Source organism: Vibrio cyclitrophicus, from assembly GCA_023206055.1.
Classification (GTDB): Bacteria; Pseudomonadota; Gammaproteobacteria; order Enterobacterales; family Vibrionaceae; genus Vibrio; species Vibrio cyclitrophicus_A.
This window is the reverse complement of the sequence record CP065366.1, coordinates 1805053-1819604: the sequence shown is the minus strand read 5'-3', so window position 1 is coordinate 1819604 and position 14552 is coordinate 1805053. Positions and strand designations below refer to the sequence as shown.

Sequence of the window (14552 nt, the reverse complement as noted above, 5' to 3'; positions counted from 1 at the left end):
AGGATTTCCACTCTAATATAGAGTTAATTAATCTGTATACTTTAAGCTTGTTTTGTAAAGCCTCTCGTTGATCTCCCAAAGCGCATTCCTGTTTGAGTCATATGTTAGAAGTTCACGGGCTTCTCGGTAATCACACCAACGGTAATCTGTGTGTTCACTTGATAGTCGAGGATCTTCCATGACTTTTACTGAGAAGGAATGCTCAGGAATTACGAATGGATGCTCAGTCCAATTTTTATTTCCTGCATAAAAGACTTTTGGAAGCATGCACATTGAATCGAGCAACTGCCAGTTACAACCAACTAATTGAGTCTCTTCAGAGAGCTCTCGTTTTGCTGCTTCAAGTAATGATTCATTGTCTTCGCCACCACCGGATATTGCCTGCCATACACTATTGTCCCTTCTGAGTGCGATTAAAAACCGAGGTTTAGTGTCGACTATTTGATAGGGAAAGACCAAAACCTGAAAAGGTGCTCTCATTGATGTACCCTCCAATCGTTCACGTTTACGGAGCTAACTTCCCAAGGATGACCGGATCGCTCAACAAATTCGTCAGAGGAAGAAACAATGGCTCAGGTAACTCATCTAGCTTAAACCATTTCCACTGCTTACATTTATCAGGTTCTGTTATCTCTGGTTCGCCGCTAACGTCAGAAGCAACAACAAACAGCGTTATATAGTGCTTGTTCTCTTTCTCAAAAATATCATTGGTAAAAGAAAGCTTCTCAAATCCACTAACAACTAGGCCAGTCTCTTCAAGTGTTTCACGTTTGGCACACTCTTCAATGCTCTCACCCCACTCAAGGTGTCCGCCCGGCGTTGCCCATGCATGAGCACCATGAGAACCAATTCGTTCTCCAAGTAACACTCGCCCTTCACGTAGAATAACCGCAGCGACACCTACTCTTACTTCCTGATTCACTTAAAACTCCTTAATTATTACCAAAAGACAAACGAACAGCTAAGCGACTAACAATGCAGAGATTGCGTTCAAACTTACCACCGACGCTAAGCCGAGTGAAATACCAAATGTTGAGAATCATCTCGTAAAGCTCTATCAGTCAATCCCAAGGAAACACTTTTACTTGCTGCCATCGGGCCTTATAACCAGCGGTCATTTTGTTGTAGTTCGCTTCTGTCATTGCTCGCTTATTCGGCTTAATCAGCATGTCAAACGCGTCCTCTACACCGTATGGTGCAAACAACTTGATATCTCCAGCATCATCCAGAGTAAACCCGATAGCAAACGCAGAAAGCCAAGATTCGATACCTTGTTCAACACGATCGTATGGTTGAATAAAGCAACCGAACTTCTTAGCGTAACGCTCATGAATGGTCGCTTGGTTCTTTACATCAACGTCGACACAATGACTTAACCGCGAACGAATGCGGTTTTTGAACTCGTCCTCAGTGAGGGCTGAAGCATTATTAAAATAGACAACATCGAAGTCTTTAACTTGGTTTAGAAGCGGTTTGTTTTCGATATCATTCCAGATTATTTGAGTGATAGCACCGCCTGCAATATAGAAGTTTGGCAAGCCCACCTCACGACATACGTTGGCTGTTTCGATTAGCTCAGGAACTTGTTGAATAAGGTTCTTTAGTTTTTGCGTATTCATCGTGACCTATTAACATCCAGTAATGGTGCGTTTTGACAAAACGTATTGCCGCTTCCCATATCGAACAAGAACTTTAGTGTCTCGGTTTCAATATCCAACGACAGCCCGCACTCCACGGCTAAGTCTTTCCTGTTATCCAGTCGAGAGTTATCAACCAACGTCGTTATTTTCATAGTTCGTCGTAGTCCGTACGATCACTCTCTTCTCCATGGGTGAATTTATTCGTTATTGTCTAACGCTTGTTAATCGGTAAAAATGCCACGCGTTATAAATCAATTGCAGCACTAGTTAAGTTTTTTGTTTAGCAGAAGTTATTGCTTGAGCTATTTTGACCCGATGACTTGCTTCCCACTCAAAGAGTGTTAATGACGCTTCTTGACTCGCTTTCTTTGAGGCCATTAAAAACACTTCGTCTTTCTTTAATTTAGGAATAACGACAATCCCCTCTACATCAGCCACAATGATATCTCCCGTAGAGACCTTTGCTCCCCCGCAAGTGATTGGAGTGCCCAATTCAGAATAGATCTCTTTCTTTCCCGGTACTGGATGAACACCTTTCGCAAAAACTGGAAACTTCATATCTGAAATTTCACACAAATCGCGAATGACACCATCAATAATAAAGCCTTTGATACCTCGACTCTTAGCGACTGCGCATACATTACCGCCGGCTACTGCATATTCGCTATCAACTCCATCCACTACAATGATGGAACCTTCTGGAGCTTCGTATATGGCAGAATGAAGCATTAAATTATCACCTGACGTTAACTGAACAGTAAAAGCCTCTCCAAAAATTCGCGGTATTCCCAGCCAAAGAGGAACAATACTAAAGTTAATAAAGTGCTCATTACTTAGTATGTTTCCATACTCGGTTGTCGCTAATTTAGAAAAATCTGACTTCATATTTACTCTCCACTTTCAAAGTTGGCAAATAATTCCGCACCTATCATATTATGTGTTTCATTTTTAAATTCATAATATTCAGGCTTTTCATCAATGGATATCTGATGAGTTAATAAGAAAGACTATTTATTGTTTCCCTTATCCGACAAACGCGTCGCATACTTTTTAGAGATCCATTGATGAATATGAAGACCTGTTTTACGAAAAAGATACCAATCTATTGCAGCCAGAATCACAAGTCCGATTATTGTTCCCATAGTAAATCCCCCATGCACATTGAACTGTCACTTTACCAAATCGTTTATAAAAGCACCGTGAACCCAAACAAACTATTAATACTAGGTATGGATAGTTAGTTTAATTCTGGAAAAATGACGAGGCATAACGATAAGCTGTGTATGAATGTGTGCCGTGCCTGAGCGAAGCGAGTTCGGCATGCGTTTACGAATCAGACTTAAGCGCCTTGTTGTATGTTTTACTTGCTAATATGCCAAGCCATTACACCACTACCAATAAGTAAAAATATACCTATCAATCCGACATTAACTGCAAAACTTACTTTATTACTTTCGTCTTGAAAGTCATTGGTTCGGGACACAAGTTCACGATGAATCATTAACGACAAAAAGTCTTGATTAGCTGGATTGTTACCATCAAATGTAATGCCTCCCAATACAACAAGTAAAACCCCGCTATATGCAATGTAGTCAACCAAGTCTATTGTGGATAGGTAATCAAAAAAATAGCGAGAAATTAGCAGAACTAACGAAATCACAACCAGATAAGCTAAAATCCCTTTGAGAAAACCCTTCATTGAAACTCCCTGTACATATAGCAACTATTAGACCAAAAAATTCTGCACTTAAATCCAGAATAATTCAGCCTAGTGTCTTAAATGCATAAATAATATACAAGCAATCTATTGTATAACAATGAATTATGTCACAGCTAATTTAAGAGATATGAAAAATCGCTTACTTTAGCTCATCAGGAATACGGCGACCTTTGTGGTAATACTCTCGGTCACGTTCGTTGATTTCGCGTACCACACGGCATGGGTTACCGACAGCAACCACATTAGCTGGGATGTCTTTGGTGACGATGCTCCCTGCCCCTATTACTGAGTTTTCACCAATGGTGACACCAGGAAGTACGACGGTGTGTGCGCCAAGCCAAACGTTGTTGCCAATACGGACGGGAACATTGAACTGCGCTGCTTTTAGCCTGAGCTCTGGGCTGATTGGATGTGTGCCAGTGGCGATGGTCACGTTAGGCGCAATCATCACGTTGTCGCCGATGAATACGTCTGTGTCGTCAACCAAAGTTAAATTGAAGTTCACGTATACGTTGTTGCCTAGGTGCGTGTGACGCCCCCAGTTCGCATGTAATGGTGGTTCAATGTAGCAGCCCTCACCAACTTCGGCGAACAACTGCTTCATGATTTGTTGTCGTTTATCACCTTCACTCGGGCGGGTGTGGTTGAAATCGTATAGCACTTCTAAGCATTGAGTTTGCTCTGCGACCAAATCAACGTCGTCACAGTAGTAAACGTCTTGGCTGTGCATTTTAGCCTTTATATCCATGTTTGAACCTATTTGATAATTACCGAAGAGCGGTATAAATAAAGCGACATATGGATAATTTGAAGCGTTTCAATGGCTTTAAAACAAGTTTATGGGCTAACGTGGTCTGATGTTCTCGGCAACACGCCATAGCACGCCACTTGGGTCAGTGATACAAAACTCAAGCATTCCCCAAGGCTGCTCAACAACCTCGGAAACGGTAACTTCAAATTCCGTCATTACATTAGAGTTTTGCACGTGTTGATACCAACTTTTTACGTCTTCCACCAGCAAGTGCATCATGTAATTGTGACAGTGCGCAGGTTCGTAAAAATCTTGTAAAAGGAATGCATAATCGCCGTGCCGAAAATAAGCGATATCATGAAACTCCGACATGATTTCAAAGCCGAGAGTTTGATAAAAGCGCTTTGATAAGTCGAAATCTTTCGCGGGTACGAACGACTTGATTTCAGTGACTTTCAGGTTTTCCATGATAAACAATTCCTTCTGTTTTAAAGCCCAGAAGTATCACTAGGCTCTATGCTTTAATTTATTTTAAGTTACTGGCTGAAAGAGCTAACTTCGTCTTCTGTGAGATAACGCCACTGACCTGCTTCAACATCTAAACGAACATCACCAATCTGTTCGCGATGAAGGCCAACAACTCGATTCCCTACCGCAGCAAACATTCGTTTTACTTGATGAAACTTACCTTCTGTAATGGTCAACAGCACTTCTTTACTAGTAATCACTTCAAGCTCTGCCGGGCGGGTCGGTTTTTGTTCGCCTTGCAATTGAATGCCCACTTTGAACTTATCAGCGACATCGTCTTTGATATCTCGTGACAATGTCACGCGGTACACCTTCTTACATGACTTGCTTGGCAGCGTGATATTGAATGACCAGCGCCCATCATCGGTAATCAAGACTAAACCGGTGGTGTCAGCATCTAAGCGCCCTGCTATATGCAGTTCTGATGCTTTCTCTATCTCGATGTAGTTGAACAGCGAGGGATAAACTTCATCGATATTGGAACAGATGGTACCCGCTGGCTTATGCATTAAGATATACCTAAACTCTCGTAGCGTTAATGCATCACCATTAAACAAGATAGCGTTACTTTCATGAACCTGAGTAGATTCGTCTAGCACAACCACACTGTTCACACTCACCTTACCGTTTTGGATTTGCTGAACGGCTTCTGGTTTAGTGAGGTCTGTGCTTTTACAAAGGTATTTATCAAGGCGCATTAATCGTCTGCACCACATTTAGCACAAGGCTTATAGGTACGTTCACCTTGAGCAATCACCACATAGTCTCGCACGCAGTTATCACATAGCGCCAACTTTGGGTAAGCGTCTTTCTGTTTCTTTGCGTTGATGTCGCCTTCAGTGGTGTATACGGTTCTCATTTTTATGCCTTTGTTTTAATAACTTACTAAGTGCAAATTGTACCACTGTTAACAGCCTTGTTTGCAGTATTGTGACTTAGATAAATCAGTATCCAATGAGGTCGTTCTTTTAAAGCTCCGATCAATGAACAACTAAGTCAACGTGCCACACCTATCAGTGGTAAAATGACAAAAGCTCACCAACTTATGAAGTCGATAATGAAAGATTGTAATCAATGCGGAAAATGCTGTATCAAATACGGAGATGGCGACCTTGCCGCGACTCAAGAAGAGATCGATTTGTGGGAGCTGTTCAACCCAGACATCTTTGAATATGTTCGAGGAAGCGAGATATGGTTTGATCCTGAATCTGGCGAACGTTTAACTCGCTGCCCTTTTCTGGAGTTGGTTCCGACGAAAGACACCAAAGCTCAAGCCAAGTACACATGTAGCATTTACTTAGACCGTCCAGAAGATTGCCGACACTACCCAAGCCTAATTAATGAGATGGTACGAGATGAGTGTGAAATGATTGAGGTGGTGGATTTACAAGACACGAAGAAAGCTCAAAGGAAACTCGACCTGTTGATGAAAGACAGCCGCCCTTCGAGCTATTCGTAAGCGATGATCTTTTGAAGATCAATCTTCAACATTAGCTAATAGCCGCTAAGGCCTTAAGCCAAATACTGGTTCGCTTCTAACCAATCAAGCGCAACCAGTGCTGCCAATGAGCATACTGCTCTGTCGTTGACATCAACAAACTTAAGTTCTTCGATTTCAGCATCTGGAGACAGTTCGCCAGTATAATCAGCAAGATAACAAGTCAGTTGCACCGATACGCCTTCCGCTTTGCCATCAGCCTGGCCTGTAAAGGTCTCAACGTACTTGATGGAATCAGGCACTAAATCGACTGAGATCTCTTCTTTGATTTCGCGAAGCAGCGCTTGCTCATCACTTTCGCCAGCTTCACGCTTACCACCCGGTAGATAGAACAATTCTTTGCCTTTTGATCTCACCATCAACAACTTGCCGTCTTTGATGAATATCCAAGCCAGCTTATCAATTACCTTATGCATGTCGTTAGACCTTATTTCTGTTTTAGTTCTCGTTTTTGCTGAATCTGACCACACTATTAGTCACGACCAAACAAAGCCTGCGTATGTTACACGCTGCAGTAAATATACTCTATTGAATCGAATAGGAAATATCATAACCAAAACGAAAAATGACAGCGTTCGAGACAATGCTCATCAACTGTCATTGGCGATGTTTACGGATTGCTCTCTAGCTGTCCGTAGATAGAATCAATCAACTAGCCACTTAAGCGCAGAGTCATGGTCTTCGAATGACTTAATCTCACCAGACACGAACCAACTCCCTACTTTTGAAGCAAATTCTTGCCAGCTTTTGTCACCATAAATCGCGATTTTTTCTATCTTAGAATTGAATTCTAATCCTAGTTTGAAATCATCCCAAGCAGCACGTAACTCCCAACCCGTTAAGGTGGAGATGTCGACTAGCATCTTGAGTTTAGATGAATCGAGTTCTTCTAGCGTGGTATTTAGAATTGGCATCATTGCTTGATAGTCATCGTGTGTGAGTTTGCCTTTCGCTTTGAACACAACAATGGTTTCACCGCTAACACGTTCAATTCCAACCGATATTCCGTGACGTTCGATATTCATAACCTAGCCCTCATAGTGGAAACTAGAGTTAGCTTAGAGGATTAAACAGCAAAGAGATGAGAAGTTGGCGTCAAAACGGACAAGCATCCGAACGAGTTTTAGTTACTGACATTTAACGACGCTTAATCGCAACGACCGAGTAAGTGTGCCAATGCTTCATCCTACCCAACGACGTGAGTGCTTGTTCGTCACGCTCATCAAACCGAACCATCTCGAAATCGTTGAACAAGCTGAGTACTTTGGCTTTCGTTAACGGTGTTGTTGGGGTTCGATAGCCACGAGCCCAACTATCATCAACGCCCATGAAATCACCCGCAAATACGCCACCCACTTCAAGACAGTTTGCAATATTGTGCCAAACCTCGTCAAAACGGGTTGGGTCAGCAAAAAACAGACTACAATTAGCGATCACTACACCAGATTTCGGGTAATCATAGTTTTCAAATCCACTTTCAGATATCTCGACCAAAGATTTGCGACCAAAACGATCACGACATAGTGTAATGGCATCAGGATTAACGTCGAACCCATACACTTGATACGCCTGCTGTTCTAAAAAGGCGATATCACTACCTGTTCCACATCCACAATCAATCGCAACATTTAAGCCTGACTCATTCAGTTTAATTGCGTACTCAGTTCTCTTTAAATGAGGTTTGCTTAGTGCCTTTTGGTAATACTGACGCCAGATCTCAGAGTGATCATCCATGGTACTTCTCCAATAGTTCGCTTAGGCTTTGAACTTGTACGATATTCGGATACCCTGACTTAAGAGCAGTGCCTTCTGTGTTCAACCACACTGCTTTCAAACCCGCTTCAAGTGCTGGGTAAATATCTTTGTCTAAGGTGTCACCTACCATGGTGATATCTTGTGGTGCAACACCGAGTTTGGTAATGATGGCAGGATAAAAGCCCGAATCGAACTTAGAAAAACCAATGCTCGCCTTACAAAAGTAACCCAAGATATATTTAGACAGGCCAACACGCTCAAAGGCTCGAATGATGTCGTCTTCACTAGAATCACCAGCATTGGTGGCAACATAGATTTGGTGATTTTGGGAGAGTTCAGCCAGTAATGCGCGAGCACCCCTCACTTCTTGCACGGTTTCCCAGTCACACATTTTCCCTTGCGCGTCTGGGAAGTCGATCATTAAGGTGTTACCCCAGTCAAATAAGACGGCTTTGGTTAGTTTGGTTGAAACCGTTGATTTTGTAGCTTTGTTCATCATGCCTCCTGCATCGATGATGTAGCGAATGTTTCGCTGTACTTATAAGAACTTCTCGATAAGAATCTCATCATAGTATTGGCCGCCAAGCTTGGCGTGTTTCTTTGCTATTCCAACAGTTTCAAAGCCCTGCTTGAGGTACACCGCTAATGCGCGTTCGTTACCAGCTAGAACATAAGCAAAAAGCTTTTCGTAGCCTTTGGTTTTTGCGACTTCGAATGTGTGTTCAAATAACTGCTTTGAGACGCCTTGCCCACGGCTGTTTGCGTCTACATATGTTCCAATAATACCGACATGATCAAAGGCTTTCGTATAAGAGGCAAACGGCTCTACGTTTTGAAAACCAAGCAATTGGTTAGTCGTTTGATTGACAGCAACACTGAACACGCCACGTTCAGGAAACGACTCAATAAAACCTTTCTCTTCATCCAACGTAAACGTCTGATCTAAGATGGTATAACGCCCTTCGATGATGATTGGGTTTAATACATCGATAATACCCTGAGCATCATCTACTGTGACTTGTCTGATTGTTAAGCTCATACTTTCTCTACCTTTTTCTTTGGGCAGATTCTAGATCGATATGCCCCCCCCTTTAATAGGACAGAATGTTATCGAAAGCGATATCAAAGTAGAGTTCGTAGCTATTTTGTTCGACGTAGCCTAAATGCGGTGTCGCAGTGACGTTTGACAAGGCTAACAGAGGTTCAATCTCTGACGTAGCGGGCTCTATTTCAAAAACATCAATCGCCGCTCGTTTGCTTGCCACCTTGGTGAGTTCATTAAATAGGGCTTTTGTCTCGACCAACTCTGCTCGGCTGATATTCACGAACAGTGAGTCTGGCTTCATTAGGCCGAGATCATCAGCAGTAACACAGCCTCTAGTGGCGTCATTCAAGCGCAGGTGCAAAGAAAGTACATCTACGTTACTGAAAAACGCGTGTTTGTCTTCTGCCGCTTCAAATCCGTCGGCCTGTGCTTGGTCTCTTGAGGTTTGGCTTCCCCACACCATCACATCCATTCCGAATGCTTTGGCATATTGCGCGATGTAACGTCCGATTTTTCCATAGCCCCAAATGCCTAGCTTTAAGCCCTTTAATGCTCTTCCTAAACCAAGTGAGCCTGAATCTTGCCATTGGTTTTGCTTGAGGTTTGAAGAGTAAGTAGGAATATGACGAGATGCAGCCATGATCAACGCCCAACACAGTTCAGACGGAGCGACAGGTGAACCGCGCCCTTCTAATACTTTCGCGCCGAACCGTTCACACATGTGTGGGTCGATGTGGTTACTGACCTTACCTGTTTGGCTGATTAACTTGAGATTGGGTAACTTGGATAATAACGACTCGGTGATTTCGGTACGTTCGCGGATCAACACAAGCGCCTCGAAATCGTGTAACTTCAGCGCAAGTTCGTCTTCAAGGTAACTTTCTGTGAATACCGTAACCTTGTGCTGTTCTAACTTTTGGTAACACACAAGGCTTTTTACTACGTTCTGATAATCGTCCAATATTGCAATTTTCACTACACACTCCTTGTTGTATTGCTTGACTGCTTTTCGAGATCTAAGTGCCGCGACTTAAGATTCAATTAAACCAATGGGCACTTTTTAATCTTACTCTTATTGATGAACCACTTTGAAACGCTCAAGCACCAACATCATGTCTTCACTCGGTGTGATCTTAAGCTCTTCACATTCACGTGAGAAGAAGTTCCAATGCGCTTCCCTCCACCATTCGAGTGTTTTATCGCCCTCACCTTCGGCGGCAGCAAATTCAGCGGTCACTTGATTGTATGGACACAAGGAAACAGAGGTTATCTCAACAATACAGATAGGTTTGCCATCCCAGTCAGTGACGACTTGCAAATGCCCTACGACAGGCATCGCTTCTCCTTCATGGCTGTACCAATATTCAAGGCTACAAGACGCCTGTTTTTCACCCTTAAGAATTAACTGAGCGCAGAGGTTAGCGTTGTATTCGTCAGCACAGTAATAGTCGGCACTAAAAGAGGTATATTGCGAAGCAAAGTCTGCTGGCAATGTGCTTAGGTAGCTATCGAGATAAGCTTTGCTTCTTTCTTCCATGATCTTTCCAAATTCAATATTAGGTTGAGCCGATAAGTACTTATAGATTAAATACCTGACTACATTGATAGTAACCTATCAAGGCAAGTTATTGCTGTAAACCAGTGACATGTCAAAATGGGGGGGGGATACAAGTAGCAAGATTGTGGGTAGGATTGTTTGGGAATGGACACTTAAATAAAACAGAAGCAGGATATACCTGCCTCTGTTGTTATTGATATATGTGATTCAGTAAATACACTACTGAGCTAGCGCTTCTTCCTCTCGTTCGAGATCTTTTTGTTTATGGTGCGCGCGCTCACCTAAGAACGCGTAAATCAGACAGATGATTGAAGCGATACAAGCGCCAACCAAGATTGTGAAACCACCATCCCAGCCGTAATGGTCAACCATGAAGCCTAATACTGCGTTTGCAGCAACTGCACCGCCTAAGTAACCAAACAAACCGGTTAAGCCAGCCGCTGTACCCGCGGCTTTTTTAGGGGCAAGCTCAAGTGCGTATAGGCCGATTAGCATTACAGGACCATAGATTAGGAAGCCAATCGCAATTAGAGCCAACATATCAACCGTTGGGTTACCCGCAGGGTTAAACCAGTAAACCAATACTGCGATAGTCACTAGCACCATGAACAAGATACCAGCAGGCGCACGGCGACCTTTGAATAACTTATCTGAAATCCAACCACACAGTAGCGTGCCCGGAATACCTGCCCACTCATACAGGAAGTAAGCCCAAGACGATTTATCTACTGAGAAGTCTTTTGCTTCTTTTAGATAAACAGGCGCCCAATCAAGTACACCATAACGAATCAGGTAAACGAACGCGTTCGCGATAGCGATTGACCACAACAGTTTGTTATTGAAGACATACTTAAAGAAGATCTCTTTTGCTGTCATCTCAGTTTCATGAGATTTGTCGTAATCATCTGGGTAGTCGTTTTTGTGTTCTTCAATTGGAGGTAGACCACAAGACTGAGGCGTATCTCTTACGGTAAACCAAACAAAGACAGCAACGAGAGTGGCAAAAAATGCAGGAACATAAAAAGCGGTTCGCCAATCGTCGTTAAAAGCCCACAGCCCCAACAAGAACATTGGGCCAATCAAACCGCCGCCAACATTGTGCGCGACGTTCCATACCGACACTATCTCGCCACGCTCTTTACGTGACCACCAGTGCACCATGGTTCGTCCACAAGCCGGCCAACCCATACCTTGGAACCAACCATTCAAGAACAACAGAATAAACATTGCAGTAATGCTGCCTGTTGCCCATGGCATAAAGCCAAAGCAGAACATCACCAGTGCCGACATTAACAAACCACCGCTGAGGAAGTAACGAGGGTTAGAACGGTCAGAAACACTGCCCATTAAGAACTTAGATAAGCCATAAGCGATAGATACCGCTGCTAATGCTACCCCTAGTTCTCCGCGGCTAAAGCCTTGTTCAATGAGATAAGGCATCGCCAAACTAAAGTTTTTACGGACTAAGTAGTAACCCGCATAGCCAACGAAGATGCCAAGAAACAGCTGCCATCGTAGTCGTGTGTAGGTGCTATCGATCTTATCTGATGACAAACGATCGATATGTGCCATAGGTTTGAATATTCCAAACATAGGAACCTCATATTATTGGGCGAAGGAAGAATAAAATGCTCGAACGAAAAAATTCACGCTCATTCGAAAACAGGAGGGATTGTATGTGCTTCAGGATTAATTTCTGTGACAGAGATAGCCATTAACAATTAATTACTTTAAATACAGCAAATTAGTTTCATTTAATTAGACTACGCTTCATATTTCTGTGGGGTTCTGTCTAATTAAACATCAGAAATTTCGAATGTAAATGCACAAGAAAAGAGCGAGCGAACATAGTTCAACCAACAGCAACTTTGTTATTACTGCGAATGCATAGTGAATAACGACAATTTTGGTTAAATCTGTCGAGTTATGAAGGTGGTTTGGGCTATTGGTTAAAGAAGTTCGCCAAAATCAATGCAAACAAAAAGGGCTAGATTTCTCTAGACCCTTTTAGGTGACAACGCTTGGTGGCTTTATGTTGACTAATTAGACAAACATTAACTAATTACTTTGTATTAGCTAGCCACACGAAGTGATTATGCGTCGATGTAAAAAGCTTCTACAGTGCCTTTTAGAGTAATAAGCATTGGCTGACCAAAACGATCTAGCGCTTTTGGAGAAGGGATCTTAACCCAACCTTCGCTGATGCAGTATTCTTCAACATCAGTACGCTCTTTACCATTTAGACGAATGCCGATTGGGTATTCGAAACACTCAGCCACGTGGTGTGGGCTGCGTGGGTTGCCTGCAAGATGATCTGGTAAAGCTGGTCTTGAATTAGTATCGCTCATGTTCATTACCTGTATGTACGTAAATAAAAAAAGTGCGTCATTCTAGTCAATATAGGCTTTGTGCTCAACAACTGCTGTAATAAATCGTATTGATAGTTTTAATCAGCGTCTAGTTGTTTGATTTATCGGCGATAGTTGCTCTGTTTGAACCCAAGATAAACCCAGCAGTAACACAATCGAGTGTTGAGGTGAGAATAGCGATGACTCAAGTAAGAATATTATTGGTAGGAATAAGCGAAAGGTAGCGAACGAGTATGAAAATAGGCGAGCTATCTATGTATCTAGAAAATTAGCGCCAAACTCAGGGGCTCGGCGCTAAGTAGCTATGTAGCTATGTAGCTATGTAGCTATGTTGATTACGCTTTTTCAGTCTCAACCGTTTGGTTAGAGCTAAAAAGAAGCGCATCCACGATTTCTTTAGAACGAACAGCCAACACTGAAAGAAGCGTGTCACTCAGGCCGTGAGAAGATTCACAACAACCCTGTAGGAAGATTTTGACGTCACAGCTTGGCTTCATGTCTAGTTGGTATGAACGCCCTACCGATTTACTATCAATCAAAGGTTCAATTGAGCTCAGCATTTGGTTGAACTCATCGTATCGATAACCAGTAGCAAGAATGATGGCATCGTATTCATTCCATACCTGTGTTTTGTTGATCGTGTCATTCAAGCGTAATGCGACTTTGTCATCTTTCTGCGCGACCTCTTGAATGTCATGGCAACGTAGATGCTGATGCTTGCCTTCTCCCGTTACTTTTTGTAAATAGAGTAACTCATATATTGTATTAAGCTCTTCTGTATCGACTACCGAGTAGTTGGTAGCACTAAAACGAGAAAGAATATGATCGCGCTGCTCTTGCGTGCTTTCATACATGTGGTCAGTGAAATCAGGATCGAACACTTCATTAACGAACGGACTGTCATCGGCAGGGTGTAATGCGAAGCGACGGTTGACCATATGAATCTCGCCATCTGCATAACGGTTTGTTAGATCAACGAATATTTCTGCAGCGCTCTGCCCTGCTCCGACTATCGCGATTTTAGGCTCTGAATTTCCTTTAAAGGTCTCGCGCCATGCTTTGTATTTTGAAGAATGGATAATTTGTTCATTATCATGGCCTTCAAACTGTTTCGGTAGCTTCGGCATTCCTCCCATACCAACAATAAGATTCTTAGCGATTCGAACCGTCTGATTGCCATGTATATCGGTAGAGGTAACTTTTACTTTTGAGCTATGACCGTTTTCTTCAATCGCTTCAATATCAATGACTCGCTGTCCATAATTTACGCGTTCTGAGAATTGATTAGCGACCCAAGTCAGGTAGTCGTTAAACTCAACACGGGACGGGTTCATGCTACCAAGGTTGATGAAAGCGTTGAGTCTGTCTTTGGTGTGCAAATAGTTTACGAACGAGTATGGGCTTGTTGGGTTTCGTAACGTCACCAGATCTTTTAAACAAGAGATTTGCATTCTTGTTCCATCAAGCAGCATGCCGCCGTGCCATTCAAAATGAGGTTTTTGCTCTAAGAAGCAATAACTCAAGCCTTTATCTTTAGCTTGTTCTTCTAACGCAATGGCTATCGATAAATTAGCAGGGCCAAAACCTACTCCGAGAACATCATATTCCTTAATTTGTTTCGTCATGTATAACCTCATGATAATTGTTGGGTACAAGGCCCCTATTCCGACTCCCTTTACCAGTACTTA

20 protein-coding genes are annotated in these 14552 nt (G+C 42.7%); 1 reads left to right on the top strand and 19 read right to left on the bottom strand.

Translation table 11 applies throughout. From position 1 onward, the window contains the following. Positions 1-27: 27 nt before the first annotated feature. From ITG09_08145 to ITG09_08105, 9 genes are all read right to left on the bottom strand, one after another. Positions 28-480, bottom strand: a complete 453-nt coding sequence (locus ITG09_08145; GenBank protein ID UPR50701.1) for an NUDIX pyrophosphatase — start codon at positions 478-480, stop codon at positions 28-30. A gap of 25 nt (positions 481-505) precedes the next feature. Beyond that, entirely contained in the window at positions 506-922 is a 417-nt protein-coding gene (locus ITG09_08140; protein ID UPR50700.1) for an NUDIX domain-containing protein, read from the bottom strand. A gap of 139 nt (positions 923-1061) precedes the next feature. Next, complete coding sequence (locus tag ITG09_08135) at positions 1062-1619, bottom strand: nucleotidyltransferase family protein (protein UPR50699.1); 558 nt, start codon at positions 1617-1619, stop codon at positions 1062-1064. Between the two features lie 288 nt (positions 1620-1907). Continuing rightward, on the bottom strand, positions 1908-2525 hold the full coding sequence (locus ITG09_08130; GenBank protein UPR50698.1) for an RraA family protein: 618 nt from the start codon (positions 2523-2525) through the stop codon (positions 1908-1910). A 475-nt stretch (positions 2526-3000) separates the two neighbouring features. After that, a complete protein-coding gene (locus ITG09_08125; GenBank protein ID UPR50697.1) occupies positions 3001-3339 on the bottom strand; it encodes a hypothetical protein in 339 nt (112 codons plus the stop codon). A gap of 160 nt (positions 3340-3499) precedes the next feature. Beyond that, positions 3500-4108: a sugar O-acetyltransferase gene (locus ITG09_08120; GenBank protein UPR50696.1), complete on the bottom strand. Its 609-nt coding sequence runs from the start codon at positions 4106-4108 to the stop codon at positions 3500-3502. Positions 4109-4204: 96 nt separating this feature from the next. Beyond that, complete coding sequence (locus ITG09_08115; GenBank protein ID UPR50695.1) at positions 4205-4579, bottom strand: VOC family protein; 375 nt, start codon at positions 4577-4579, stop codon at positions 4205-4207. Positions 4580-4647: 68 nt separating this feature from the next. Then, positions 4648-5337, bottom strand: coding sequence for a pseudouridine synthase (locus ITG09_08110; GenBank protein UPR50694.1), 690 nt, complete (start codon positions 5335-5337; stop codon positions 4648-4650). Further along, a complete protein-coding gene (locus ITG09_08105) occupies positions 5337-5498 on the bottom strand; it encodes a hypothetical protein (protein ID UPR50693.1) in 162 nt (53 codons plus the stop codon). Before ITG09_08105 ends, ITG09_08110 begins: the two co-directional genes overlap by 1 nt. Positions 5499-5696: 198 nt before the next feature. On the opposite strand from ITG09_08105, the gene ITG09_08100 reads away from it, so the two are divergent. Next, positions 5697-6098: a YkgJ family cysteine cluster protein gene (locus tag ITG09_08100; protein UPR50692.1), complete on the top strand. Its 402-nt coding sequence runs from the start codon at positions 5697-5699 to the stop codon at positions 6096-6098. Between the two features lie 53 nt (positions 6099-6151). Here the strand turns inward: ITG09_08100 and ITG09_08095 are convergent, their stop codons facing one another. The 10 genes from ITG09_08095 to ITG09_08050 form a co-directional block, all read right to left on the bottom strand. Beyond that, positions 6152-6553, bottom strand: coding sequence for an NUDIX domain-containing protein (locus tag ITG09_08095; protein ID UPR50691.1), 402 nt, complete (start codon positions 6551-6553; stop codon positions 6152-6154). Positions 6554-6781: 228 nt separating this feature from the next. Continuing rightward, positions 6782-7162 (bottom strand): STAS/SEC14 domain-containing protein, encoded by a 381-nt coding sequence (locus ITG09_08090; protein UPR50690.1) that lies wholly within the window; start codon positions 7160-7162, stop codon positions 6782-6784. A gap of 112 nt (positions 7163-7274) precedes the next feature. Continuing rightward, on the bottom strand, positions 7275-7871 hold the full coding sequence (locus ITG09_08085; protein ID UPR50689.1) for a class I SAM-dependent methyltransferase: 597 nt from the start codon (positions 7869-7871) through the stop codon (positions 7275-7277). After that, positions 7864-8388 (bottom strand): HAD family hydrolase, encoded by a 525-nt coding sequence (locus ITG09_08080; GenBank protein UPR50688.1) that lies wholly within the window; start codon positions 8386-8388, stop codon positions 7864-7866. Before ITG09_08080 ends, ITG09_08085 begins: the two co-directional genes overlap by 8 nt. Before the next feature lie 42 nt (positions 8389-8430). Next, positions 8431-8931, bottom strand: coding sequence for a GNAT family N-acetyltransferase (locus tag ITG09_08075; GenBank protein ID UPR50687.1), 501 nt, complete (start codon positions 8929-8931; stop codon positions 8431-8433). Between the two features lie 52 nt (positions 8932-8983). Continuing rightward, positions 8984-9913, bottom strand: coding sequence for a D-2-hydroxyacid dehydrogenase family protein (locus ITG09_08070; protein ID UPR50686.1), 930 nt, complete (start codon positions 9911-9913; stop codon positions 8984-8986). Between the two features lie 96 nt (positions 9914-10009). Continuing rightward, entirely contained in the window at positions 10010-10474 is a 465-nt protein-coding gene (locus ITG09_08065; protein UPR50685.1) for an ASCH domain-containing protein, read from the bottom strand. 240 nt (positions 10475-10714) lie between these two features. Next, positions 10715-12088 carry a glycerol-3-phosphate transporter gene (gene glpT / locus ITG09_08060; GenBank protein ID UPR50684.1) on the bottom strand — a complete coding sequence of 458 codons (1374 nt, stop codon included), beginning with the start codon at positions 12086-12088 and terminating at the stop codon, positions 10715-10717. A gap of 500 nt (positions 12089-12588) precedes the next feature. After that, the gene (locus ITG09_08055) at positions 12589-12843 is read right to left on the bottom strand and encodes a DUF3297 family protein (GenBank protein UPR50683.1); all 255 of its coding nucleotides are present in this window, start codon (positions 12841-12843) and stop codon (positions 12589-12591) included. 356 nt (positions 12844-13199) lie between these two features. Further along, on the bottom strand, positions 13200-14489 hold the full coding sequence (locus ITG09_08050) for a lysine N(6)-hydroxylase/L-ornithine N(5)-oxygenase family protein (GenBank protein UPR50682.1): 1290 nt from the start codon (positions 14487-14489) through the stop codon (positions 13200-13202). Between the last annotated feature and the right edge of the window lie 63 nt (positions 14490-14552).

Excerpts from the sequence above, each read along its gene's own strand:
- ITG09_08130 (UPR50698.1), bottom strand. The coding sequence starts at position 2,525 with ATGAAGTCAGATTTTTCTAAATTAGCGACAACCGAGTATGGAAACATA.
- ITG09_08065 (UPR50685.1), bottom strand. The coding sequence starts at position 10,474 with ATGGAAGAAAGAAGCAAAGCTTATCTCGATAGCTACCTAAGCACATTG.
- ITG09_08050 (UPR50682.1), bottom strand. The coding sequence starts at position 14,489 with ATGACGAAACAAATTAAGGAATATGATGTTCTCGGAGTAGGTTTTGGC.
- ITG09_08120 (UPR50696.1), bottom strand. The coding sequence starts at position 4,108 with ATGGATATAAAGGCTAAAATGCACAGCCAAGACGTTTACTACTGTGAC.
- ITG09_08100 (UPR50692.1), top strand. The coding sequence starts at position 5,697 with ATGAAAGATTGTAATCAATGCGGAAAATGCTGTATCAAATACGGAGAT.
- ITG09_08125 (UPR50697.1), bottom strand. The coding sequence starts at position 3,339 with ATGAAGGGTTTTCTCAAAGGGATTTTAGCTTATCTGGTTGTGATTTCG.
- ITG09_08135 (UPR50699.1), bottom strand. The coding sequence starts at position 1,619 with ATGAATACGCAAAAACTAAAGAACCTTATTCAACAAGTTCCTGAGCTA.
- ITG09_08090 (UPR50690.1), bottom strand. The coding sequence starts at position 7,162 with ATGAATATCGAACGTCACGGAATATCGGTTGGAATTGAACGTGTTAGC.
- ITG09_08110 (UPR50694.1), bottom strand. The coding sequence starts at position 5,337 with ATGCGCCTTGATAAATACCTTTGTAAAAGCACAGACCTCACTAAACCA.
- ITG09_08080 (UPR50688.1), bottom strand. The coding sequence starts at position 8,388 with ATGAACAAAGCTACAAAATCAACGGTTTCAACCAAACTAACCAAAGCC.
- ITG09_08105 (UPR50693.1), bottom strand. The coding sequence starts at position 5,498 with ATGAGAACCGTATACACCACTGAAGGCGACATCAACGCAAAGAAACAG.
- ITG09_08055 (UPR50683.1), bottom strand. The coding sequence starts at position 12,843 with ATGAGCGATACTAATTCAAGACCAGCTTTACCAGATCATCTTGCAGGC.
- ITG09_08145 (UPR50701.1), bottom strand. The coding sequence starts at position 480 with ATGAGAGCACCTTTTCAGGTTTTGGTCTTTCCCTATCAAATAGTCGAC.
- glpT (UPR50684.1), bottom strand. The coding sequence starts at position 12,088 with ATGTTTGGAATATTCAAACCTATGGCACATATCGATCGTTTGTCATCA.
- ITG09_08095 (UPR50691.1), bottom strand. The coding sequence starts at position 6,553 with ATGCATAAGGTAATTGATAAGCTGGCTTGGATATTCATCAAAGACGGC.
- ITG09_08075 (UPR50687.1), bottom strand. The coding sequence starts at position 8,931 with ATGAGCTTAACAATCAGACAAGTCACAGTAGATGATGCTCAGGGTATT.
- ITG09_08085 (UPR50689.1), bottom strand. The coding sequence starts at position 7,871 with ATGGATGATCACTCTGAGATCTGGCGTCAGTATTACCAAAAGGCACTA.
- ITG09_08115 (UPR50695.1), bottom strand. The coding sequence starts at position 4,579 with ATGGAAAACCTGAAAGTCACTGAAATCAAGTCGTTCGTACCCGCGAAA.